20 protein-coding genes are annotated in these 22,549 nt (G+C 68.1%); all 20 read left to right on the top strand.

All coding sequences use genetic code 11. The features are described 5' to 3' along the window. The gene (gene mltG / locus RN51_RS17820; protein WP_052674771.1) at positions 1 to 1,509 is read left to right on the top strand and encodes an endolytic transglycosylase MltG; all 1,509 of its coding nucleotides are present in this window, start codon (positions 1 to 3) and stop codon (positions 1,507 to 1,509) included. Between the two features lie 4 nt (positions 1,510 to 1,513). Further along, positions 1,514 to 2,326: a shikimate dehydrogenase gene (locus RN51_RS17815; protein WP_045265345.1), complete on the top strand. Its 813-nt coding sequence runs from the start codon at positions 1,514 to 1,516 to the stop codon at positions 2,324 to 2,326. Positions 2,327 to 2,389: 63 nt separating this feature from the next. Beyond that, entirely contained in the window at positions 2,390 to 3,619 is a 1,230-nt protein-coding gene (aroC, locus tag RN51_RS17810) for a chorismate synthase (RefSeq protein ID WP_045265344.1), read from the top strand. Further along, a complete protein-coding gene (locus tag RN51_RS17805) occupies positions 3,603 to 4,121 on the top strand; it encodes a shikimate kinase (protein ID WP_045265343.1) in 519 nt (172 codons plus the stop codon). The genes aroC and RN51_RS17805 overlap by 17 nt, the downstream gene beginning before the upstream one ends. Further along, positions 4,118 to 5,206 carry a 3-dehydroquinate synthase gene (gene aroB, locus RN51_RS17800; RefSeq protein ID WP_045265342.1) on the top strand — a complete coding sequence of 363 codons (1,089 nt, stop codon included), beginning with the start codon at positions 4,118 to 4,120 and terminating at the stop codon, positions 5,204 to 5,206. Before RN51_RS17805 ends, aroB begins: the two co-directional genes overlap by 4 nt. Next, on the top strand, positions 5,203 to 5,640 hold the full coding sequence (gene aroQ / locus RN51_RS17795) for a type II 3-dehydroquinate dehydratase (protein ID WP_045265341.1): 438 nt from the start codon (positions 5,203 to 5,205) through the stop codon (positions 5,638 to 5,640). Before aroB ends, aroQ begins: the two co-directional genes overlap by 4 nt. A gap of 55 nt (positions 5,641 to 5,695) precedes the next feature. Beyond that, positions 5,696 to 6,256, top strand: coding sequence for an elongation factor P (gene efp, locus RN51_RS17790; protein WP_045265340.1), 561 nt, complete (start codon positions 5,696 to 5,698; stop codon positions 6,254 to 6,256). A 3-nt stretch (positions 6,257 to 6,259) separates the two neighbouring features. After that, positions 6,260 to 6,670, top strand: coding sequence for a transcription antitermination factor NusB (gene nusB, locus RN51_RS17785; RefSeq protein ID WP_045265339.1), 411 nt, complete (start codon positions 6,260 to 6,262; stop codon positions 6,668 to 6,670). Positions 6,671 to 6,718: 48 nt separating this feature from the next. Further along, the gene (locus tag RN51_RS17780; protein ID WP_045265338.1) at positions 6,719 to 9,679 is read left to right on the top strand and encodes a DEAD/DEAH box helicase; all 2,961 of its coding nucleotides are present in this window, start codon (positions 6,719 to 6,721) and stop codon (positions 9,677 to 9,679) included. An 81-nt stretch (positions 9,680 to 9,760) separates the two neighbouring features. Beyond that, positions 9,761 to 11,338 carry a Rieske 2Fe-2S domain-containing protein gene (locus tag RN51_RS17775; protein WP_045265337.1) on the top strand — a complete coding sequence of 526 codons (1,578 nt, stop codon included), beginning with the start codon at positions 9,761 to 9,763 and terminating at the stop codon, positions 11,336 to 11,338. An 84-nt stretch (positions 11,339 to 11,422) separates the two neighbouring features. Then, entirely contained in the window at positions 11,423 to 11,953 is a 531-nt protein-coding gene (gene pyrR, locus RN51_RS17770; protein ID WP_045265336.1) for a bifunctional pyr operon transcriptional regulator/uracil phosphoribosyltransferase PyrR, read from the top strand. Continuing rightward, complete coding sequence (locus tag RN51_RS17765; RefSeq protein WP_045265335.1) at positions 11,950 to 12,915, top strand: aspartate carbamoyltransferase catalytic subunit; 966 nt, start codon at positions 11,950 to 11,952, stop codon at positions 12,913 to 12,915. Before pyrR ends, RN51_RS17765 begins: the two co-directional genes overlap by 4 nt. Further along, the gene (locus RN51_RS17760) at positions 12,912 to 14,216 is read left to right on the top strand and encodes a dihydroorotase (RefSeq protein WP_045265334.1); all 1,305 of its coding nucleotides are present in this window, start codon (positions 12,912 to 12,914) and stop codon (positions 14,214 to 14,216) included. Before RN51_RS17765 ends, RN51_RS17760 begins: the two co-directional genes overlap by 4 nt. Continuing rightward, a complete protein-coding gene (locus tag RN51_RS17755; protein WP_045265333.1) occupies positions 14,213 to 14,725 on the top strand; it encodes a hypothetical protein in 513 nt (170 codons plus the stop codon). The genes RN51_RS17760 and RN51_RS17755 overlap by 4 nt, the downstream gene beginning before the upstream one ends. Further along, on the top strand, positions 14,722 to 15,900 hold the full coding sequence (carA, locus tag RN51_RS17750) for a glutamine-hydrolyzing carbamoyl-phosphate synthase small subunit (protein ID WP_045265332.1): 1,179 nt from the start codon (positions 14,722 to 14,724) through the stop codon (positions 15,898 to 15,900). Before RN51_RS17755 ends, carA begins: the two co-directional genes overlap by 4 nt. Beyond that, entirely contained in the window at positions 15,900 to 19,187 is a 3,288-nt protein-coding gene (gene carB, locus RN51_RS17745) for a carbamoyl-phosphate synthase large subunit (RefSeq protein WP_045265331.1), read from the top strand. The genes carA and carB overlap by 1 nt, the downstream gene beginning before the upstream one ends. Continuing rightward, positions 19,184 to 20,029 carry an orotidine-5'-phosphate decarboxylase gene (gene pyrF / locus RN51_RS17740; protein ID WP_045265330.1) on the top strand — a complete coding sequence of 282 codons (846 nt, stop codon included), beginning with the start codon at positions 19,184 to 19,186 and terminating at the stop codon, positions 20,027 to 20,029. Before carB ends, pyrF begins: the two co-directional genes overlap by 4 nt. After that, positions 20,022 to 20,933, top strand: coding sequence for a guanylate kinase (gene gmk, locus RN51_RS17735; RefSeq protein ID WP_045265329.1), 912 nt, complete (start codon positions 20,022 to 20,024; stop codon positions 20,931 to 20,933). Before pyrF ends, gmk begins: the two co-directional genes overlap by 8 nt. 65 nt (positions 20,934 to 20,998) lie before the next feature. Next, a complete protein-coding gene (rpoZ, locus tag RN51_RS17730) occupies positions 20,999 to 21,253 on the top strand; it encodes a DNA-directed RNA polymerase subunit omega (protein ID WP_017204385.1) in 255 nt (84 codons plus the stop codon). A gap of 88 nt (positions 21,254 to 21,341) precedes the next feature. Continuing rightward, entirely contained in the window at positions 21,342 to 22,535 is a 1,194-nt protein-coding gene (gene metK, locus RN51_RS17725; RefSeq protein ID WP_045265328.1) for a methionine adenosyltransferase, read from the top strand. Positions 22,536 to 22,549 lie beyond the last annotated feature (14 nt).

The raw sequence follows: 22,549 nt of genomic DNA, 5'->3' as shown, positions 1-22,549 counted from the left end.
ATGTCTGAACCCGACAGCGCCGCACCCCAGCCTGACACCGAAGCCCGACTGGGCGACTTGTTCGAGAATCTGCCCGACCCGACGACGCAGCTTCCGACCGTGGACAACAGTGCTCCGGCGCCCGGCTCGCGCCGCGCTGCCCGCGAAGCTGCTGCCGGAGAGGGCGCGGCGACCCCGGCCCGTGGCACTGCCGGTCCGCAGGAGCAGCCCTCGAGTGTGCCGGTTCGAGCCTCCGCCGATGAAGCGGTGGGCTCGGAGGCGTCGACACCGTCCACGACTCCGGTGCGTGCCTCCGCGGATGCGGCCGACACACCGACACGGGTTCAGCCCCAGGTCGCTCCGGGAGCGGCAGCTGCCGACGTCCCGGAACCTGCGATCGGCGGTGGACTCGACGCCCTCTTCGTTCCGCACGACGACCATGTCGACGCCAAGCCGAAGAAGAAGAAGCGTCGCAAGGGGTGTCTGATCGCACTCGTGATCGTGCTCGCCATCTTCGGCGGTATCGTGGCGGGCGGGCTCTGGGTGTGGAACACCTATGGCGACAAGATCAGCGATGTCATGGGATGGGGCGAGTCGAAGGACTGGGAGCCCGGACTGGCCAACGGCGAGGCCCTCGTCACCATCAAACAGGGCGACACGGGAGGTCCGGTCTCGACCGCGCTCTATGAGGCTGGGGTGACCAAGACGGAAGACGTCTTCTACGACTACATCGTCGACGAGAACCTCGCGGTCACGTTCTACCCCGGCGTGTATCGCCTCCAGAAGAAGATGACCGCGGAGGCTGCCCTGGCCGCGCTCAAGAACGATGAGAACAAGATGGCGAACGCCGTCTCCGTCTCCGAGGGTGGGACGATCGTCTCGTCGCTGCCCAGCATGGCCGAGACGCTCGGTCTTCCGTTGGCTGACTTCGAAGCAGCCGTGCAGGACCCGTCGGCGTACGGGGTGGACGCCCCGAGTCTGGAAGGCTGGCTGTTCCCCGCGGTGTATGAATTCGACCCTGGAGTCACCGCGCCCCAGGTGATCCAGCGAATGGTCGACCGTACCCGTGAATCGCTCGATGCGGCAGGGGTGCCTGCCGCGGACGCGGAGCGGGTCCTCACGATCGCCTCGATCATCCAGCGCGAGGGTCGCCTCGACGACTTCGCCAAGGTGTCGAGGGTCATCCAGAACCGTCTCGACATCGACATGAAGCTGCAGATGGACTCCACGGCTCAGTACGGGTACGGCTCGCTGCACGAGGGTGTCGTGTCGTCTTCCAAGGAAGCCCTCGAGGACGACAACGACTGGAACACGTACGTGCGAACCGGTCTGCCGATCACGCCCATCGCCAGCCCGAGCGACGCCGCCATCAAGGCGGCGATAGCGCCTGCCGACGGCCCGTGGCTCTACTTCGTCACGATCAACCTGGCGACGGGGGAGACGCAGTTCTCCGAGACCATGGCCGAGCACGAGCAGGGTATCGAGAAGTGGCGCGAGTGGTGCCGGGCGAACCCCGACGCCGGTTGCTGAGACGGTGACACGCTCGCGTCTGGCGGTCTGGGGTGATCCCATCGCGCACTCCAGGTCTCCCGCGCTGCATGCCGCCGCGTATCGCGTGCTCGGGCTCGACTGGGCCTACGGGAGACGTCAGGTCTCGGCCGATGACTTCGCACCGGCACTCGCGTCGCTCGACGACACGTGGCGCGGTCTGTCACTGACCATGCCGCTGAAGGAGTCGGCGTTCCGTGTGGCGGCGACGCTCGATCGTCACGCGGAGCTGACCGGAGCCGTCAACACTCTCTTGCTGGGCGAGCAGATCGCCGGGTTCAACACCGATGTGGGCGGTATCGTCGACGCCCTCGCTGAGGCGGGGGTGCTTGAAGCCGGTCGCGTGCGCATCCTCGGCGCAGGCGCCACAGCGGCGTCTGCACTCGTGGCCGCATCCGAGATCGGGGCCGTGAGCGTCGATGTCCGAGCACGGCGCCCGGGCTCCGCGGCCGGACTCGTGGAGCTCGGTGGGCGCCTCGGTGTCGCCGTCGAGGTTCATCCGTTCGGCGCAGCGCTGCACGAGGTGGACCTGACCGTCGCGACGCTGCCCGGCGGCACGGAGCTGTCCGCTGACGTCGCGGCCGAGCTGGCGGCGTCAGGAGGCGTGCTCTTCGACGTGGCCTACGCGCCCTGGCCATCGGCACTCGCGAGCGTCTGGGGCAGCGACCTGGCCATCGCGGGCCTCGGCATGCTGCTGCACCAGGCCGTCCGCCAGATCCGCGTCTTCCGGCATGGGGATCCCGCTGTCGCGCTGCCCGACGAGGACGCGGTGATCGCCGCCATGCGCGCCGCACTCTGATACGGCCGCCGCCGGCGACGAAACGCGGCGCGACGCGGGTCCAACCCATGGGAGACTGGAGCAATGCTCCGCGTGCTCACGGCCGGCGAATCGCACGGCCCAGAACTCATCGCCGTCATGGAGGGACTGCCCTCCGGCGTCCCTGTGTCCTCCGAGGCCATCCAGGCCGATCTCGCTCGGCGCAAGCTGGGCTACGGTCGCGGCTCGCGGATGAAGTTCGAGCAGGACGAGCTGACGATCTCGGGCGGTGTGCGGCACGGCAAGAGCCTCGGCAGCCCGATCGCTCTGCGCATCGGGAACACGGAGTGGCCGAAGTGGATCGAGGTCATGAACCCCGAGCCCGTGGAGCTCACGGACAAGTCCCGGGGCCGGAGTGCCCCGCTCACGCGGCCACGTCCCGGCCACGCCGACCTGGTGGGCATGCAGAAGTACGACTTCGACGAGGCCCGTCCGATCCTCGAGAGGGCGAGCGCCAGGGAGACCGCCGCACGTGTCGCGCTCGGCGCGATCGCGCGGTCGTTCCTCGGCGAGCTCGGCATCCGGCTCGTCAGCCACACGCTGTCGATCGGTCCGGTACGCGTGCCGGACGGCTCGCCGTTGCCCACGCCGGACGACGTGGACGCGCTGGACGCGGATCCGCTCCGGTGCTTCGACCCGACCACGTCCGCACTGATGGTCGCCGAGGTGGACGATGCCAAGAAGGACGGCGACACGCTCGGCGGCATCGTCGAGGTCCTCGCTTACGGGCTGCCGCCCGGGCTGGGCTCTCACGTGCACTGGGACCGTCGCCTTGACGCGCGCCTCGCGCAGGCGCTCATGAGCATCCAGGCCATCAAGGGGGTCGAGATCGGCGACGGCTTCGAGACCACGCGCCGGCGGGGGTCCGCGGCACACGACGAACTCTTCGCGACCGCCGACGGCATCACCCGTGGCTCCGATCGGGCCGGCGGCACCGAGGGCGGCATGTCGACGGGCACCGTGCTCCGCGTCCGTGCCGGGATGAAGCCGATCGCCACGGTCCCGCATGCGCTTCGGACGATCGACATCTCGACGGGTGACGACGCGACCGCCCACCACCAGCGTTCCGATGTCTGCGCCGTGCCGGCGGCCGGCGTCGTCGCGGAGGCCATGGTAGCGGTCGAGCTCGCGAACGCCGTGCTGGAGAAGTTCGGCGGCGACAGCATCCGAGAGACCCGGCGGAACCTCGAAGGGTACCTGGCGGGCATTCCCGAGGAGTTGCGTACGACACCCGCGTCCGAGGCGGCGCTCATCGCGCATGACGAGCGCGGCTGATCCACAGACGCTGGTCCTGGTCGGTCCGATGGCCGCCGGCAAGACCAGCGTCGGCAGGCGTGTGGCGCGTCGGCTCGGCGTCGCCTTCATCGACACCGACAAGCGCATCGTCGCCGCTCACGGTCCCATCCCCGCGATCTTCGAGGAGCACGGCGAGGAGTATTTCCGCGAACTCGAGCGGGAGGCGGTTGCCGGTGCGCTCTCCGACGGAGGAGTGATCTCGCTCGGCGGAGGTGCGGTGACGACAGCGGCGACCAGGGACCTCCTGGCGGAGCACTCGGTCGTGTTCCTCACCGTGAGCCCCGAGGCGGTCGCCGATCGGCTGCGAGGCAGCAGTCGTCCGCTGCTGGCGGGGGAGGACCCCCTGGAGCGGTGGAAGAAGATCTTCGAGGAGCGTCGAGGGTGGTACGACGAGGTCTCCTCGGCGACCTTCGACACCTCGCGTCGTCCGATGCAGAAGATCGCGGACGAGATCGTGGCATGGAAGAGAGAGCAGCGATGAGCACGACGACCATCAGCGTCACCGGAAACGACGCTTACGACATCACGGTCGGACGGGGGATCCTCGATCGGGTCTCGGCCGCACTCGCACCGGGGGTGCGCAAGGTGCTTGTCGTGCACCCGCCGACCCTCGCGGCGCGCGCTGCCGAACTGCGCGACCGCCTGCTCGCCGACGCTGCCGAGGGACCGCGGGAGGTGCTCCTCGCCGAGATCCCGGATGCCGAACAGGGCAAGCGCATCGAGGTCGCGGCGTTCTGCTGGCAGGTCATGGGTCAGGCCGACTTCACCCGCAGCGATGCCGTGATCGGCTACGGCGGCGGTTCGGTCACCGACCTCGCCGGTTTCGTCGCGGCCACCTGGCTGCGCGGCGTGCAGCTCATCCAGGTACCGACGACCGTGCTCGGACTGGTGGACGCAGCCGTCGGCGGGAAGACCGGGGTCAACACGGCGGAGGGCAAGAACCTCGTCGGAGCTTTCTGGGCACCGACCGCTGTGGTCGGCGATCTCGATGAGCTCGCCAGTCTGAGCCCGAACGAGGCGACGGCGGGCTTCGCGGAGGTCGTGAAGGCCGGGTTCATCTGGGCCCCGGAGATCCTCGACATCGTCGAAGCGGATCCCGCACGCGCCGTCGACCCCACGACCGAAGAGTTCCGTCGTGCCGTCGAGCTCGCTATCCGGATGAAGGCCGAGGTCGTGTCGGATGACTTCCGCGAGGCCGGTCTGCGGGAGATCCTCAACTACGGCCACACGCTCGGCCACGCGATCGAGCACGCGGAGCGCTACCGATGGCGTCATGGTGCCGCGATCTCGGTCGGCATGCTGTACGCGGCCGAGCTCTCGCGTCTTGCGGGACGGCTGTCGGACACGGCAGCAGAACGTCACCGCACCATCCTGGAATCGCTCGGGCTTCCGACGTCGTACCGTGCCGGCGCGTGGCCGCAGCTGCTCGCCACGATGCAGCGCGACAAGAAGAGCCGCGGAGGCATGCTGCGCTTCATCCTGCTCGACGACATCGCGAAGCCCACGGTGCTGCAGGCCCCCGATGAGTCCCTGATGTTCGCCGCGTACCAGGAGGTCGGCGCGTGACCCGACGCATCCTTCTCGTCAACGGTCCGAACCTGAACCTCCTCGGCTCGCGGGAGCCGGAGATCTACGGCACCGCGACGCTCGCCGACGTCGAGCGCCTCACCGCCGATGCCGCGTCCGAGCTGGGGTTCGAGATGCGCGCCGTGCAGAGCAATCACGAAGGCGTGCTGATCGACGCGATCCACGCCGCGCGCGAGGACTGCGCGGCGATCGTGATCAATCCGGGCGGTCTCACGCACACGTCGGTGGTGCTGCGTGACGCGCTCACCGGAGTGTCGCTCCCGTTCGCCGAGGTGCACATCTCCGACGTCTATGCCCGCGAGGAGTTCCGGCATTACTCCTACCTCGACGACGTCGCCGCCGTGCGTGTCGTGGGGCATGGAGTCGACGGCTACGCGGACGCCGTGCGGCAGCTCGCAGCACTCATCCCTTAGAATCGACTGTCGGTCTCGTCCGACCCCGCAGACTCACGAACGGAACTCGCAGCGCATGGCATCTACCGCAGACATCAAGAACGGCGTCGTCCTCAGCATCGACGGGCAGCTCTGGAGCGTCATCGAGTTCCAGCACGTCAAGCCCGGCAAGGGCGGTGCGTTCGTGCGCACCAAGCTGAAGAACGTCGTGTCCGGCAAGGTCGTCGACCGCACGTACAACGCCGGCGCCAAGATCGAGATCGAGAACGTCGACCGCCGCGACTACACGTACCTGTACACGGACGGCGACGGCTACGTGTTCATGGATCAGACCGACTTCGACCAGATCACGGTCGGGGCCGCCACGGTCGGCGATGCGAAGAACTTCCTCCTCGAGAACCAGAACGTCACGATCGCCCTGAACAACGGCAACCCGCTGTACATCGATCTGCCGGCATCGGTCGTGCTCGAGATCACGTACACCGAGCCCGGCCTGCAGGGCGACCGTTCGTCGGCGGGCACCAAGCCCGCCACGCTCGAGACCGGCTACGAGATCCAGGTGCCGCTGTTCGTCGAGGGCGGCACCAAGGTCAAGGTCGACACCCGCACGGGTGACTACCTCGGCCGCGAGAAGTAAGGCGTGAGCGCCCGGACGAAGGCGCGCAAGCGCGCTCTCGACATCCTGTTCTCCTCCGATGTGCGCGGAGACGACCTCGCCGTGACGCTGGCGGCCGAGGCGAAGCGCGCGGCGAGCGAGCCCGCTCGTGAGGCCTCATGGCTGTACGCCCGTGAGATCGTCGACGGCATCATCGACTCGCGCGACGAGATCGACGAGCAGATCACGACCCACAGCAGGGATTGGAAGCTCGAGCGGATGCCCGCGGTCGACCGCGCCCTGCTGCGCATCGCCGTGTGGGAGATCCTCCACAACGACGAGGTTCCCACTGCCGTCGCCATCGACGAGGCCGTGGAGCTCGCGAAGGAGTTCTCGACCGACGACTCCGGGGCGTTCGTGCACGGCGTCCTCGCGCGGGTGGCCAGAGCCGCCTGATCCGTCGCACGCGGCGGCACTGTCGGCGGTGTCGGAGAGGATGGCTCCATGTCCCTCGCTCCTGACCCGGCTCGGCCGGATGATGTGTCGTCGGCGAGCTGGCGGAGCATCCTCGGTCCGGCGCGCGTCGACGCCGACACGCCGCTCGCGCTCGGCATCGAGCTCAGGGTGCGCGACGGCCGTGGGGCGAACCCGTGGGCGTCCCGTCCCCAACGCACAGCGACCGCCCGCGACGTCGCGACCCGCACCGGAGAGATCCTCCTCGGCATCCGGCCGCTCGAGCAGAGTCCCGCGACCGGCGCATGGGTGCAGGGGACGGCGACCTGGGACGCGGTACGACGCACGCCGACGCAGTACGGACGTGATCGCTCGAGATGGTTCGCCGATCTGCTCAGCATCGCGCGTGACACGCTGCTGTCCGGCACTGCCGGCGACTGGCTGGTCGCCGATCTGATCGAATCGGGACTGCTGTGGGGACACCTTCGTGCCGCCTCGGAGCTCGGAATCCCTCTCGTCGCCACACAGAAGAGCACGACCGTGGTGATCGCCGATGCGGCCGAGGTACGCGCGACCGTCGGACGCGGTGAGGACGGCGGTCTCGTCGTTCGCCCCGACATCGTGATCGATGGACGCGGTGCGGATCCCTCCGCGGTGCAGACGATCGGTCACAGCGGTGTCTACGAGATCTCTCAGCGGGGGAGTGCGATCCGGGTCACGCTCGCCGAGGTGCCTCTCAGCGAACCCGTGCACGCCCTGCTCGGCGTCGGGGCGGGGCTCGACGTGCCGCCGGGTGACGAGTCCGCGTTCTTCCGAGATGCCTACCCGCTGCTCGCGCGTCGGATCGAGGTGCGCCCGACGGGTCGTGTCGAGCTCCCTGCGCTCCCCGCCCCGCGCCCGGTGCTCGCGCTCTCGTTCCATCGTGGAGACACCGTCAAGTACACGTTCGAGTGGGAGTATCGCGGCTTCGGAAGAGTCCCGTTCGCACTCGACGGCGATGCCGTGCGTGACACCGCGGCCGAGGATGCGCTCCGCGGTGCGCTGCGCACGGTGTGGAACGATCACGTCGGGGAAGAGCTCACCTCGTCAGGATCGTTCCACGATGTCGCGGCCGCGGAGTTCATCACGCGTCTCGTGCCCGCCCTCGAAGCCGAAGGTGTCGTCGTCGTGGTCTCGGGGCGTCGGAAGAGCTACCACGAGCTCACGGGAGAGCCGGAGATCACGGTGTCGACCGTGGAGAGCAGCGACCGGGACTGGTTCGATCTCGGAGTCCTGGTCAAGATCGACGGGCGCACCATCCCGTTCGAACCGCTGTTCACCGCGCTCAGCAAGGGCCGGAAGAAACTCCTCCTCGTCGACGGCAGCTACTTCTCGCTGAATCATCGTGCCCTCGATCATCTGCGGGAGCTGATCGACGAGGCTGGTGAGCTCGAGGAGTGGGAGACCGGCCCGCGGATCAGCCGCTACCAGACGGATCTCTGGGAGGAGTTCGAAGACCTCGCGGATGAAGCTCTGCCCGCCGTCACCTGGCGCGCGACCGCCGAGGGGCTTCGCACGGCCGCCTCGGTGCCTGCCGTCGCCGTGCCGTCGGGTATCACGGCCGACCTCCGTCCCTACCAGCGTGAAGGGCTGGACTGGCTCGCCTTCCTCTGGAGCCATCGCCTGGGCGGCATCCTCGCCGACGACATGGGTCTCGGCAAGACGCTCCAGCTGCTCGCCCTCATGATGCACGCTCGGGAGGCGGGGGAGCGGCGCCCCTTCCTCGTGGTGGTTCCCACCTCGGTGCTCGCCACGTGGCGCAGCGAGGCGGCGCGGTTCGCCCCGACCTTGCGGGTGCTCCTGCGGGGATCCACACAGGGCCCGTCCCTCGACGACAGCGTCCGTACTGTCGATGTGGTCATCACGACCTACGCCGTGGCCCGCCTCGACGAGGCAGAGTACGCGCGCATCGACTGGGCGGGTCTCATCCTGGACGAGGCGCAGTTCGTGAAGAACCCGGCGACCAAGCTGCACCGGGCCGTCGCCTCCTTCCGAGCGGATGTGACGTTCGCCGTCACCGGAACTCCGATGGAGAACAGCCTCAGCGAGCTCTGGGCGCTGCTGAAGCTCACCGCGCCGGGACTCTTCGCCTCCGCGCGCAAGTTCCGCGAGCAGTACATCCAGCCCATCGAGCAGGGGAAGGTACCGGAGAACGAGGAGGGCGGGGCTTATCGGCAGCGTCGCCTGGAGCAGCTGCGTCGCCGCATCCGACCGCTCCTGCTCCGTCGTACGAAGGAGCTGGTGGCGCCGGACCTGCCCGCGAAGCAGGAGCAGATCCTCGAGGTCGAACTCAGCGCCTCCCACCGTGCCCTGTACGACGTGGTCCTGCAGCGCGAACGCCAGAAGGTTCTCGGGCTGCTGGAAGACCTGGATCGCAATCGGTTCATCGTGTTCCGCTCACTCACCCTGATGCGCATGCTCAGCCTCGCGCCGGCGCTCATCGATGACGAAGACGCCAAGATCGGCTCCCGCAAGCTCGACGTGCTGATCGAGCGTGTGATCGAGCTGCAGGCGGAAGGCCACCGTGCGCTCGTGTTCAGCCAGTTCACGTCGTTCCTCGACCTCGCGGCGGCCCGCCTCGACGCCGCAGGCATCCCGTACGCGCACCTGGACGGTTCCACGCGGCATCGCCAGCAGGTCGTCGACGGATTCACGTCCGGTGAGCAGCCCGTGTTCCTGATCAGTCTGAAGGCCGGGGGATTCGGTCTCACCCTGACCGAGGCCGACTACGTGTTCCTGCTCGACCCGTGGTGGAACCCGGCGGCCGAAGCGCAGGCCGTCGACCGGACCCACCGTATCGGCCAGGACAGCCAGGTGTTCGTCTATCGGATGATCTCCACCGGCACGATCGAGGAGAAGGTGCTCGACCTGCAGCGCCGCAAGGCGCGGCTGTTCACCGCGGTGCTGGACGACGAGGCCCTGTTCGCGCAGTCGCTCTCGGCTGACGACATCCGCGGGTTGTTCGACGGCTGACCGGAATACTCACGGCGGTGCCGACCGGTCCCACAGGGACCCCTCGGTACAATCGAACGGTTCACTTTCGGGAGGAATGCAATGCGGATCACGGGACTCGGCCACGCCGGGATGTTCATCGAGACGGTCGGCGGGAACATCATCTGCGACCCGGTCCTCGGGCCATCGTTCTACGGATCATGGTTCCCGTTCCCCGACAACCGGGGCCTGGACTGGGAGCGGTACGGCCGTGACGCCGACTTCCTGTGGATCTCGCACCGCCACCGCGACCACTTCGACCCGCGGCTGCTCGAGCGGTACATCCGCAAGGACATCGAGGTGCTGCTGCCCGAGTACCCGACGGATGACCTCGAGAAGGACATCCGAGCGCTCGGCTACACGAACATCACCTACGCTCCGGCCGGCCAGGTGATCCAGCGCGGCGAGCTGAAGATGATGATCACGCCGCTCCGAGCACCGAGCGACGGCCCGATCGGCGACTCGTCGCTGAGCGTCGACGACGGCACCGGTTCGATGCTGAATCAGAACGACTCGCACCCGCTCGACCTCGAGAAGCTCCTCGACTTCGGCAAGCCGGACGCATACTTCACCCAGGTGTCCGGCGCCATCTGGTGGCCCATGGTCTACGACCTGCCCCTCGACGCCAAGCAGAACTTCGCTCGTCTCAAGCGTGAGGCGCAGAACAAGCGCGCCATGTACTACATCGAGAAAGTCGACGCGCCGCACGTGTTCCCGATGGCGGGACCGCCCATGTTCCTGCGCGACGACTTGTTCGACTTCAACGGTCTCGGGAAGAACGGCGAGTCGATCTTCACCGACCAGAAGCAGTTCCTCGCGCACATGAAGGAGCTCGCTCCGCAGTACGACGGACAGCTGTTCATCCCCGGCACCGTCGTCACGGTCGAAGGCGGAGAGGTGACGAGCGAGCAGACCCTCTACACGGAGGCCGAGATCGCTCACATCTTCGACGAGAAGTGGGAGTACCTCGAGGAGCAGCGCGCATCGCGTCAGCAGGAGATCCGCGACGAAGAGGCCTCCCGCGCCGAGATCATCCCGCCGGCCGAGATGCTGGCTGCGATCAAGGAGTGGTGGGAGCCGCTGCTGAAGAAGTCCCGCACGATCCGGCTCGGCGTCGGCGGCTGCGTCCGCTTCCGCATCGGCGAGCTGGACATGGTGGTCGACTTCCCCCGCGCGAAGGTCCGCGAGTACGCGGGCGAGGAGTGCATCTACTGGTACACGATCCCCGCCGACCTGGTCTCGACGAACATCGTCGACCACGAGATCGACTGGTCGAACTCGATCTTCCTCTCGATGCAGTTCTCGGTGGGTCGCAGCGGCAAGTTCAACGAGTTCCTCACGACCTTCCTGAAGTGTCTCTCGGTCGATCGGATCGAGTACGTCGAGAACTGGTACCAGGAGCAGACCGACCAGACCGAGGACGCCGAGATCGGTGACTGGGTCGTGCAGCGGCGATGCCCTCACCTGCGCGCCGACCTCACCAAGACCGGCAAGGTCGATGAGGACGGCATCCTCACGTGCAGCATGCACGACTGGAAGTGGGATCTGAAGACGGGGCGGTGCCTGTCCACGGCCGGGCACCCGATCCGGTCCTCCAAGGTCGACGAGGTCACCGACCCGGTGCTGCAAGAGGCGAGCTAGTCTATCGGGGCCCGAGTGCTCCGATAGACTGACATCACAAGCAACCTTTAACACCGTCCTGTGAGGCGGAGAAGGGAGCGGCCGATGAGCATGCGCACTGTGCTGCACGAAGCCGACATCTCACGAGCGCTGACCCGGATCGCGCACGAGATCCTCGAGTCCAACCGAGGCGCCGAGAACCTCGTCCTCTTGGGGATCCCCACTCGCGGAGTCACGCTCGCCCACCGCCTCGGCCTGCTGATCAGCGAGATCGCCCAGCAGTCCGTCCCGGTCGGCTCGCTCGATGTGACCCTGTTCCGCGACGACCTCGCGAAGCACCCGACCCGCTCGCCGCAGCCGACGGAGATCCCCGTCGGGGGCATCGACGGCAAGACCGTGGTGCTCGTGGACGACGTGCTGTTCTCGGGGCGCAGCATCCGCGCCGCGCTGGACGCGATCCAGTCGATCGGGCGGCCTTCCGTCGTGCGCCTGGCGATCCTCGTCGATCGTGGCCACCGCGAGCTTCCGATCCGGCCTGACTTCATCGGCAAGAACATCCCCTCGGCCCGCACGGAGCGTGTCAACGTGCGCCTCTTCGAGAACGACGGGGCGGAGGAGGTGACGATCGGCGAATGAGACACCTCCTCGACACCCGCACCCTCGACAAGGAGACCGCGCTTCGCATCCTCGACGTCGCCGAGGACATGTCCGACACGCAGTCGCGCGAGGTCAAGAAGCTGCCGACGCTGCGGGGCAAGACCGTCGTGAACCTGTTCTTCGAGGACTCGACCCGCACGCGCATCTCTTTCGAGGCTGCTGCCAAGCGCCTTTCCGCCGACGTGATCAACTTCGCCGCCAAGGGATCCAGCGTCTCCAAGGGCGAGAGCCTCAAAGACACCGCGCAGACGCTCGAGGCCATCGGCGCCGATGCGGTCGTAGTCCGGCACCCGGGCTCCGGTGCCCCGCAGACCCTGGCCACCAGCGGCTGGATCTCGGCCGGAGTCGTGAACGCCGGCGACGGCACCCACGAGCACCCGACGCAGGCGCTGCTCGACGCCTTCACCATCCGCAAGCGCCGCTTCGGCCCCGAGAGCCGCGGACGCGACCTGCGTGGATTGCGGGTCGTGATCGTCGGCGACGTGCTGCATTCGCGGGTCGCGCGCTCCAATGTCTGGCTGCTCACCACGCTCGGTGCCGACGTGACCGTGGTCGCGCCGCCGACGCTGGTTCCGCAGAATGTGTCGCTCTGGCCGGTCCGTGTCGTCTACGACCTGGATCAGGCTCTGGCGGAGGGCCCGGACGCCGTGATGATGCTGCGGATTCAGCTCGAACGGATGAATGCCGCGTATTTCCCGACTGAGCGGGAGTATTCCCGTCGATGGGGCCTCGACGCACGGCGTGTGGCCGCGCTTCCGGCAGGTAGCATTGTCATGCACCCCGGACCCATGAACCGGGGACTGGAGATCTCCTCCGAAGCTGCCGATTCCGCCCGTTCGACGGTGCTGGAACAGGTCACCAACGGAGTATCCGTCCGCATGGCGGTGCTGTACCTGCTGCTCGCAGGAGAACGAGACGACGAACGAGGGGGAGACCTGTGAACGAGACCCTCGTCATCACCGGTGCACAGCTGCTCGGTGCCGAGAGCGCCGACATCATCATCGAGCAGGGCCGGATCGCCGAGATCGGGACGGGCCTCACCCGCACCGGTGCTCGCGTGATCGACGCTGCGGGCCTGGTCGCACTGCCGGGGCTCGTCGACCTGCACACACACCTGCGTGAGCCGGGCTACGAAGCGTCGGAGACGATCCTCACCGGTACCAGGGCGGCTGCCGCTGGCGGGTTCACCGCCGTGTTCGCGATGCCGAACACCTCGCCGGTCGCCGACACCGCCGGTGTCGTCGAACAGGAGCTCGCGCTCGGCGAAGCCGCAGGCTATGCCACGGTGCAGCCCATCGGGGCCGTCACCGTGGGGCAGAAGGGCGAACGTCTCGCCGAGCTCGGTGCCATGGCCACGTCTCGCGCCCAGGTGCGCGTCTTCAGCGACGACGGCTTCTGCGTCTTCGACCCGCTCATCATGCGCCGTGCTCTGGAGTACGTGAAGTCCTTCGACGGCGTCATCGCACAGCACGCTCAGGACCCCCGCCTCACCGAGGGGGCGCAGATGAACGAGGGCACGGTGTCCGCCGAGCTGGGCCTCGCCGGCTGGCCAGCGGTCGCTGAGGAGTCGATCATCGCGCGCGACGTGCTGCTGGCAGAGCACGTCGGTTCCCGGCTGCACGTCTGCCACCTGTCGACGGCCGGCTCCGTCGACATCATCCGCTGGGCCAAGAAGCGCGGCATCAACGTCACGGCCGAGGTCACCCCTCACCACCTGCTGCTGACGGACGAGCTCGTGCGGGGATACGACGCGCGCTACAAGGTCAACCCGCCTCTGCGCCGGGAAGAGGATGTCCTGGCCGTGCGCGAGGGCCTCGCCGACGGCACGATCGACATCGTCGCCACCGACCATGCTCCGCACCCCAGCGAGCACAAGGCATGCGAGTGGCAGGCTGCGGCGAACGGCATGGTGGGCCTCGAGAGCGCACTGCGCGTCGTGCACCAGTCGATGGTCCAGACCGGACTGCTCGGATGGGCGGACATCGCGCGCGTGATGAGCGCGGCACCGGCCCGGATCGGACGCCTCTCCGGCCACGGCACACCGCTCGAGGTCGGGCAGCCGGCCCAGATCACGCTGTACGACGCGTCGGTGGACGGCGTCTTCACGGACTCCGACCTGCACGGTCGCAGCGTGAACTCGCCGTACCTCGGGCGTGCCCTCCCCGGACGGGTGGAATACACGATCCACGGCGGCGTCCTCACGGTCGACGGCGGCAGCGTCGTCGAGGAGCTCGGCGCATGAGCGCACGGGATCTCGCCGTCGCGATCACCGTCGCGGTCGCCCTCCTGGTGCTGCTGGTGATGCTGCGCGCCTGGCGACGACGAATCCGCCGCGATTCCGTGTTCTCGGCCCCTCTGGGTGTGCCCGAGCATGCGGAGGTCGCCCGCCGCGACGAGGTGCTGTACGTGTCGACGACGCGGCACGGACAGCCGCTCGAGCGTCTCGCGGTGTCGCCTCTCGCGTACCGGGCCCGCGGCGAGGTCGCCGTCACGGATCGCGGCATCGCGCTCTGCCTCGACGGCACGCCGACGGTCTTCCTCGCGAAGGACCGTCTCGTGGCTGTCGACCGCGCCACGGTCACGATCGACCGTGTCGTCGAGCCGGGTGGCCTCGTGCGCATCGCGTGGAACATCGACGACGACACGATCGTCGACAGCTACCTGCGCGTCGCCACCGGCGAACCTCACAACCTCATCTCCGACCTGCAGCGGCTCGTCCCCGCCGCCCCCGACACAGGAGCAACGTCATGACACTCTCCACAACCTCCGAGCAGGCCGCAGCGGCCCGGCTCCCCGATCCCGCCGTCCTCGTCCTGGAAGACGGCACCCGCCACGTGGGCCGTGCCTACGGAGCCCGCGGACGCACACTGGGAGAGGTCGTCTTCTCGACCGGCATGTCCGGCTACCAGGAGACGATCACCGATCCCTCCTACGCCGGCCAGATCGTGCTGCAGACGGCACCGCACATCGGCAACACCGGCATGAACGACGAAGATGCCGAATCGCGTCGCATCTGGGTCGCCGGCTACATCGTCCGCGACCCCTCGAGGGTCGTGTCGAACTGGCGCGCGAACGCCTCGCTCGACGACGTCCTCGTCGAGGACGGCATCGTGGGCATCAGCGGTATCGACACCCGTTCGGTCACCCGGCACATCCGGTCAGCGGGTTCCATGCGCGGCGGGATCTTCTCCGGTGCGGATGCCGCGCTCGACCCGGAGGAGCAGGTGCGCATCGTCCGCGAGGCTCCCGAGATGGCCGGTCGCAACCTGTCGGCCGAGGTCTCGGTCGACGTCGCCACCGTGACCACTGCGCTCGGGGAGCGGATCGGCAACCTCGCCGTGCTCGACCTCGGCGTCAAGCAGGCGACGATCGACAACCTGGCGGCTCGCGGCTTCGAGGTGCACGTGCTTCCGCAGAACGTGACGATCGACGACATCCGCGCCGTCGACCCCGTCGCCGTCTTCTACTCGAACGGGCCCGGCGACCCCGCGGCATCGGGCGATCACGTCGAGCTGCTGCGCTCGGTGCTCGACGAAGGACTTCCGTTCTTCGGCATCTGCTTCGGCAACCAGCTGCTCGGTCGGGCTCTCGGCCTCGGCACCTACAAGCTGCCGTTCGGACACCGTGGCATCAACCAGCCGGTGCTCGACAAGCAGACGGGCAAGGTCGAGATCACCGCCCACAACCACGGCTTCGCCGTCGAGGCGCCGATCGACGGCACCTTCGACAGCCCCCACGGCTACGGCAAGGTGGAAGTCAGCCATGTCGGCCTCAACGACAACGTCGTGGAGGGACTGCGTGCCCTCGACATCCCGGCCTTCTCGGTGCAGTACCACCCCGAGGCGGCTGCGGGCCCCCACGATGCCAACTACCTCTTCGACAGGTTCCGCGACCTGGTCATCGCCAGCCAGAAGGACTCCAAGTAATGCCCAAGCGCGACGACATCAACTCCGTCCTCGTCATCGGCTCCGGCCCGATCGTCATCGGTCAGGCCTGCGAGTTCGACTACTCCGGTACTCAGGCCTGCCGCGTGCTGCGCGAGGAGGGCGTCCGGGTCATCCTGGTCAACTCCAACCCGGCCACGATCATGACCGACCCCGACTTCGCCGACGCGACGTACATCGAGCCGATCACCCCTGAGGTCATCGAGACGATCATCGCCAAGGAGAAGCCGGACGCCATCCTCCCGACGCTCGGCGGGCAGACCGCTCTGAACGCGGCCATGGCGCTCGACGAACGCGGCATCCTCGCGAAGTACGGCGTCGAGCTCATCGGCGCCAAGGTCGATGCGATCAAGAAGGGCGAGGACCGCCAGGTCTTCAAGGAGCTCGTGCTCGAAGCGGGCGCGGACGTCGCCAAGAGCGTCATCGCCCACACCATGGATGACCTCCTCGCCGGTGCCGAGAAGCTCGGCTACCCGCTCGTGGTGCGCCCGTCCTTCACGATGGGCGGCCTCGGTTCCGGCTTCGCCTACGACGAGGAGGACCTGCGTCGCATCGGTGGTGCCGGCCTGCGCGACTCCCCGACGACCGAGGTGCTCCTGGAGGAGTCGATCCTCGGCTGGAAGGAGTACGAGCTCGAGCTCATGCGCGACACCGCTGACAACACGGTCGTCGTCTGCTCCATCGAGAACGTCGACCCGGTCGGCGTGCACACCGGCGACTCGATCACGGTGGCTCCCGCGCTCACGCTCACCGACCGCGAGTACCAGAAGATGCGCGACATCGGCATCGACATCATCCGTGCCGTCGGAGTGGACACCGGCGGCTGCAACATCCAGTTCGCGGTCGACCCGACGAACGGGCGCATCATCGTGATCGAGATGAACCCGCGCGTCTCGCGTTCGAGCGCGCTCGCCTCCAAGGCGACCGGTTTCCCGATCGCGAAGCTCGCGGCGAAGCTCGCCCTCGGTTACCGCCTCGACGAGATCCCGAACGACATCACCGGGGTCACGCCGGCCAGCTTCGAGCCGACGCTCGACTACGTCGTGGTGAAGGTGCCCCGTTTCGCGTTCGAGAAGTTCCCGGCCGCCGATGCCACGCTCACCACGACCATGAAGTCGGTGGGCGAGGCCATGGCGATCGGCCGCAACTACGCCACCGCGCTGCAGAAGGCGCTGCGCTCGCTCGAGAAGCGCGGTTCCAGCTTCCACTGGGGCGAGGAGAACCGCTCCGTGGAAGAGCTCCTCGAGGTCGCCAAGACCCCGACCGACGGCCGCATCGTCACGTTGCAGCAGGCGCTGCGCAAGGGCGCGACGGTCGAGCAGGCTTTCGAGTCGACCGCCATGGACCCGTGGTTCCTCGACCAGATCGTGCTGATCAACGAGGTCGCGGAGATCGTGCGCACGGCCCCTGAGCTTGACGCCGCGACTCTCCGTTACGCCAAGGAGCACGGCTTCTCCGACGCGCAGCTCGCCGAGCTGCGCGGCACGTCCGAGGCCGAAGTCCGTGGTGTCCGTCACGGCCTCGGCATCCGGCCGGTGTACAAGACGGTCGACACGTGCGCCGGCGAGTTCCCCGCTCTCACGCCGTATCACTACTCGAGCTACGACTTCGAGACCGAGGTCGCTCCGTCCGAGCGCACGAAGGTCGTCATCATCGGCTCCGGACCGAACCGCATCGGTCAGGGTGTCGAGTTCGACTACTCCTGCGTGCACGCGTCGTTCGCGCTCTCGGACGCCGGGTTCGAGACCGTCATGGTCAACTGCAACCCGGAGACGGTCTCGACCGACTACGACACCTCCGACCGTCTGTACTTCGAGCCGCTGACGCTCGAGGACGTGCTCGAGGTGCTCGACGCGGAGGCGGCGAGCGGCACCATCCTCGGCGTCGTGTGCCAGCTGGGAGGCCAGACGCCGCTGGGACTCGCGAAGGGCATCGAGGCCGCCGGCTACACCGTCCTGGGTACGAGCCCGGAGGCGATCGACCTGGCCGAGGAGCGCGAACTGTTCTCGCGGCTGCTCGACGAGGCCGGTCTCGTCGCGCCGCGCAACGGCACGGCGATCGATGTCGAAGGCGCCGTCCGGATCGCCGAGGAGATCGGCTACCCGGTGCTCGTGCGTCCGAGCTTCGTGCTCGGCGGACGCGGCATGGAGATCGTCTACGACACGGCGTCGCTGCGCGACTACTTCGTGCGCACCGCGGGCGAGGTCGTCATCGAGGAGGGCAAGCCGCTGCTGGTGGACCGCTTCCTCGACGACGCGATCGAGCTCGACGTGGACGCGCTCTTCGACGGCACCGAGCTGTACATCGGCGGTGTGATGGAGCACCTGGAGGAAGCCGGTATCCACTCGGGGGACTCCAGCTGCACGCTGCCGCCGGTCTCTCTCGGCCGCACCGACGTCGACCGCGTGCGTGAAGCCACCCTGGCCATCGCGAAGGGCGTGGGCGTGCGCGGACTGCTCAACGTGCAGTTCGCCATCAGCGCCGGTGTGCTCTACGTGATCGAGGCGAACCCGCGTGCCAGCCGCACGGTGCCCTTCGTCTCCAAGGCACTGGGCATCCCGATGGCGAAGGCTGCCAGCCGCATCATGGCCGGTTCCACGATCGCCGAGCTGCGCGCCGAGGGAATGCTGCCGGAGCAGGACGGCTCGCGTGTTCCGCTGGACGCGCCCGTCTCCGTCAAGGAGGCCGTGCTGCCCTTCAAGCGGTTCCGCACCGCCGACGGCAAGACGGTCGACTCCGTGCTCGGACCGGAGATGCGCTCCACCGGCGAGGTCATGGGCATCGACCGTGACTTCCCGACGGCTTTCGCGAAGAGCCAGGCCGCGGCATACGGGGGCATGCCCACGTCGGGCACCGTCTTCATCTCGGTGGCGGACTCGGACAAGCGCGCCGTCATCCTCCCAGCACACCGTCTGCAGCAGCTCGGCTTCACGATCGTCGCGACCGAGGGCACCGCCGAGATCCTCTCGCGCAACGGCATCGCGGTGACGGTGGTCGAGAAGTACAGCGAGACGCAGGAGTCCGGAGCCCGGAACATCGTCGACCTCATCAACGACGGGGAGATCGACATCGTCGTGAACACCCCGTCCGGTGGTGCGGCTCGCGCGGACGGTTACGAGATCCGCGCTGCAGCGGTCGCCGCCGACAAGGCGCTGTTCACCACGATCGCCGTGCTCGGCGCCGCGGTCAGCGGAATGGACGCCGCCCATGAGGGCTTCCAGGTGAAGAGCCTCCAGGAGTACGCGCTGGACCGGAAGGCGGCACTGTGAGCCGACGCTTCGGCGAACGCGTACGGGCCGCGCTGCGAGCAGACGGTCCACTCTGCGTCGGTATCGACCCCCACGCGGCACTGCTCGCCGCGTGGGGGCTCCCCGACGACGCGCGCGGTGTGCGGGACTTCGGTCTGCGCACGGTTGAGGCAGCCGCCGGGAGAGTGGCTCTCGTGAAGCCCCAGGTGTCGTTCTTCGAGCGCTTCGGTTCGCGGGGGATCGCCGCGCTCGAGGATGTGCTCGCCGCAGCACGAGCGGCTGATCTGCTCGTGATCGCCGACGCCAAGCGCGGAGACATCGGATCGACCATGGGCGACTATGCGCGCGCATGGCTCACACCCGGTTCGCCCTTGGAGGCCGACGCGCTGACCGTCAGTCCGTTCCTCGGAGTGGGCGCCCTCGACGGGGCATTCACCCTCGCCGAAGAGCACGGCAAGGGAGTCTTCGTCCTCGCCGCGACCAGCAACCCCGAGGCAGAGGGCCTGCAGCGCGCGGTCGCCTCCACGGGGGAGACCGTCTCCGGATCCGTGATCGACGAGGTCTCCGCCCGCAACGCCGCGCTGACAGACGCAGGGGAGTGGGGCAGCTTCGGATTCGTCATCGGTGCGACCGTGGACTGGACTCTCGCGGGAATCCAGCCGTTCGCGCCGGTCGCCCCGATCCTCGCTCCGGGCTTCGGTGCGCAGGGCGCCACGCCCGCTGACCTCCGAGCGCGCTTCGGAACACTGTCGGATGCGGTGATCGCGAGCGAGAGCCGCAGCATCCTCGGCGCCGGCCCCGACCGTCTGGCTGCCACGATCACCGCCCGCGCGGCCGAGTACTTGGAGGTGGCGCGTGCCTGACGCGCAGCGTACGGTTCCCGAGGTCGACAGGGCGGCCGCCGCACGCCGTGCCGTGGAGCGGCGACGCGCCAGGGCGTCGGTCAAGCGCGACCTCACGATGCGCGTGGTGACGCCGCAGGCGGTGCTGCACCGTGCGACGGCGGACGCCGATTCAGTCGAAGGGTCGATGCGCATCACCGACTTCCTGCTGGCGCTCCCCGCGATCGGTGCGGGCAAGCGCGACCGCGTGCTGGAAGAGCTGCACATCTCGCCGGTGAAACGACTCGGCGGCCTCGGGGCGCGCCAGCGCCGTGTCCTGGAGCAATGGCTCGACTCCCGTTTCCCGCCGCCCTCGCCCCGGGGAGCGCGGAGCCGGCTGCTGGTCCTCGCCGGTCCCACCGCGGTGGGAAAGGGCACGGTCGCCGCGCACATCCGCGAGCACAACCCGGAGATCCACCTCTCGGTCTCAGCCACCACCCGGCCGCCGCGTCCCGGCGAGATCGACGGAGTGCACTATTACTTCGTGGACGACGAGGAGTTCGACCGTCTGATCGCGGACGGGGAGCTGCTCGAGTACGCCGTGGTGCACAACCGCTCGCGGTACGGCACGCCGCGGGCTCCGATCGACGCTGCTCTCGCCGAAGGCAAGACGGTGCTGCTCGAGATCGACCTGCAGGGGGCGCGTCAGGTCCGCGCCGCCGAACCCGCCGCGACGTTGGTCTTCCTGCTGCCCCCGAGCTGGGACGAACTGGTGCATCGTCTGGTCGGCAGGGGCACGGAAGACGCCGAGGAACGGGCGAGGAGACTGCGCACCGCCAAGGTCGAACTCGCCGCCCAGAACGAGTTCGACCACCTCATCGTGAACGAGGACGTCGCCACTGCGGCCCGCGAGGTCGTAGAATTGTCTACAAGCTCTGCGCGCTGAGCGTCTTCGCGCGCCTTTCGCACCGACTTCGCGACGATCCCGTCGCCTGATCAGGAGGTCTCCCCATGGCCGGACACAACAACGGCATCATCGATCCCCCCATCGACAACCTGCTCGACCGCGTCGACTCGAAGTACGAGCTCGTCATCTACGCCGCCAAGCGCGCGCGTCAGATCAACGACTACTACTCCGACCTGCACGAGGGAAACCTCTTCGACAACGTCGGCCCGCTCGTGGACTCGTCCGTGGAGGACAAGCCGCTCACGATCGCGCTGCACGAGATCAACGAGGACAAGCTCCGCCTTCGTCACGCAGAGTGATATTCCAGGCCGCGCCTCCCTTCTGTCGGAGGCGCGGTCCAGAATGGGTGCAACACCCTCCCTCTGTCCGTCCCGTTCTGGAGTATCGATGACCGCCCTGCGTCTGTTCACGTCCGAGTCCGTCACCGAGGGGCACCCGGACAAGATCTGCGATCAGATCTCCGACAGCATCCTCGACGGCCTCATCGCGAAGGACAAGGGTTCCCGTGTCGCCGTCGAGACGCTCGTCACGACGGGCCTCGTCCACGTGGCCGGTGAGATCCGCACGGACGCCTACGTCGACATCCCCACGATCGTCCGCCAGGTCGTGAACGGCATCGGGTACACCTCCAGCGACACCGGCTTCGACGGATCGTCCTGCGGAGTCAGCGTCTCGGTGGGCGAGCAGTCGACCGACATCGCTCACGGCGTCGACAGCGCCCAGGAGCATCGCGACGGCTCTTCCGTCGATCCGCTCGACGGTCTCGGCGCCGGCGATCAGGGCATCATGTTCGGCTTCGCCACGAACGAGACGCCGCAGCTCATGCCCATGGCCGCCTGGACCGCCCACCGCCTTGCAGAGCGGCTCACCGAGGTTCGTCGCAGCGGCGTGCTGCCGTTCCTGCGCCCGGACGGCAAGACCCAGGTCACGCTCGGGTATGACGGCTTCACGCCGAAGACCGTCGACGCGGTCGTCGTCTCCACGCAGCACCACCCCGACGTCTCGCAGGACGAGATCAAGGCACAGGTGCGGGAACACGTGATCGACCCCGTGCTGGCAGCGACTGGTCTCGACCTCGACGACGTCACGCTTTACATCAACCCCGCCGGGCCCTTCGTCACGGGCGGCCCCAAGGGAGACGCCGGTCTGACCGGCCGCAAGATCATCATCGACACCTACGGCGGTGCCTCGCGTCACGGCGGAGGCGCTTTCAGCGGGAAGGACCCGTCCAAGGTCGATCGCTCCGGTGCATACGCCACCAGGTGGGTCGCCAAGAACGCCGTCGCTGCGGGGCTGGCCGACCGTCTCGAGGTGCAGGTCGCCTACGCCATCGGCGTCGCCCGGCCGGTGGGCCTGTACGTGGAATCGTTCGGCACCGGCAAGGTCTCCGACGAGATCATCACCCGGGCGATCAACGAGGTGTTCGACCTTCGTCCGCAGGCGATCATCGAGCAGCTCGACCTGCTGCGCCCGATCTATGCGCAGACCGCCGCCTACGGGCACTTCGGCCGTGAGCTCCCCGACTTCACCTGGGAGCGCACCGATCGCGCCGAAGAGCTGCGCCGCGCTGCCGGGCTCTGATGGGACCGCGGTCC

This window comes from Microbacterium oxydans (genome assembly GCF_000956405.1).
Lineage (GTDB): Bacteria > Actinomycetota > Actinomycetes > Actinomycetales > Microbacteriaceae > Microbacterium > Microbacterium oxydans_C.
This window is presented reverse-complemented; position numbering and strand designations above follow the sequence as displayed.

Coding starts and splice junctions, on each gene's coding strand:
- rpoZ (WP_017204385.1), top strand. CDS start 20,999: ATGGCCGGACACAACAACGGCATCATCGATCCCCCCATCGACAACCTG.
- mltG (WP_052674771.1), top strand. CDS start 1: ATGTCTGAACCCGACAGCGCCGCACCCCAGCCTGACACCGAAGCCCGA.
- carB (WP_045265331.1), top strand. CDS start 15,900: ATGCCCAAGCGCGACGACATCAACTCCGTCCTCGTCATCGGCTCCGGC.
- RN51_RS17805 (WP_045265343.1), top strand. CDS start 3,603: ATGACGAGCGCGGCTGATCCACAGACGCTGGTCCTGGTCGGTCCGATG.
- aroC (WP_045265344.1), top strand. CDS start 2,390: ATGCTCCGCGTGCTCACGGCCGGCGAATCGCACGGCCCAGAACTCATC.
- pyrR (WP_045265336.1), top strand. CDS start 11,423: ATGAGCATGCGCACTGTGCTGCACGAAGCCGACATCTCACGAGCGCTG.
- efp (WP_045265340.1), top strand. CDS start 5,696: ATGGCATCTACCGCAGACATCAAGAACGGCGTCGTCCTCAGCATCGAC.
- RN51_RS17765 (WP_045265335.1), top strand. CDS start 11,950: ATGAGACACCTCCTCGACACCCGCACCCTCGACAAGGAGACCGCGCTT.
- RN51_RS17780 (WP_045265338.1), top strand. CDS start 6,719: ATGTCCCTCGCTCCTGACCCGGCTCGGCCGGATGATGTGTCGTCGGCG.
- carA (WP_045265332.1), top strand. CDS start 14,722: ATGACACTCTCCACAACCTCCGAGCAGGCCGCAGCGGCCCGGCTCCCC.
- RN51_RS17775 (WP_045265337.1), top strand. CDS start 9,761: ATGCGGATCACGGGACTCGGCCACGCCGGGATGTTCATCGAGACGGTC.
- metK (WP_045265328.1), top strand. CDS start 21,342: ATGACCGCCCTGCGTCTGTTCACGTCCGAGTCCGTCACCGAGGGGCAC.
- RN51_RS17755 (WP_045265333.1), top strand. CDS start 14,213: ATGAGCGCACGGGATCTCGCCGTCGCGATCACCGTCGCGGTCGCCCTC.
- aroB (WP_045265342.1), top strand. CDS start 4,118: ATGAGCACGACGACCATCAGCGTCACCGGAAACGACGCTTACGACATC.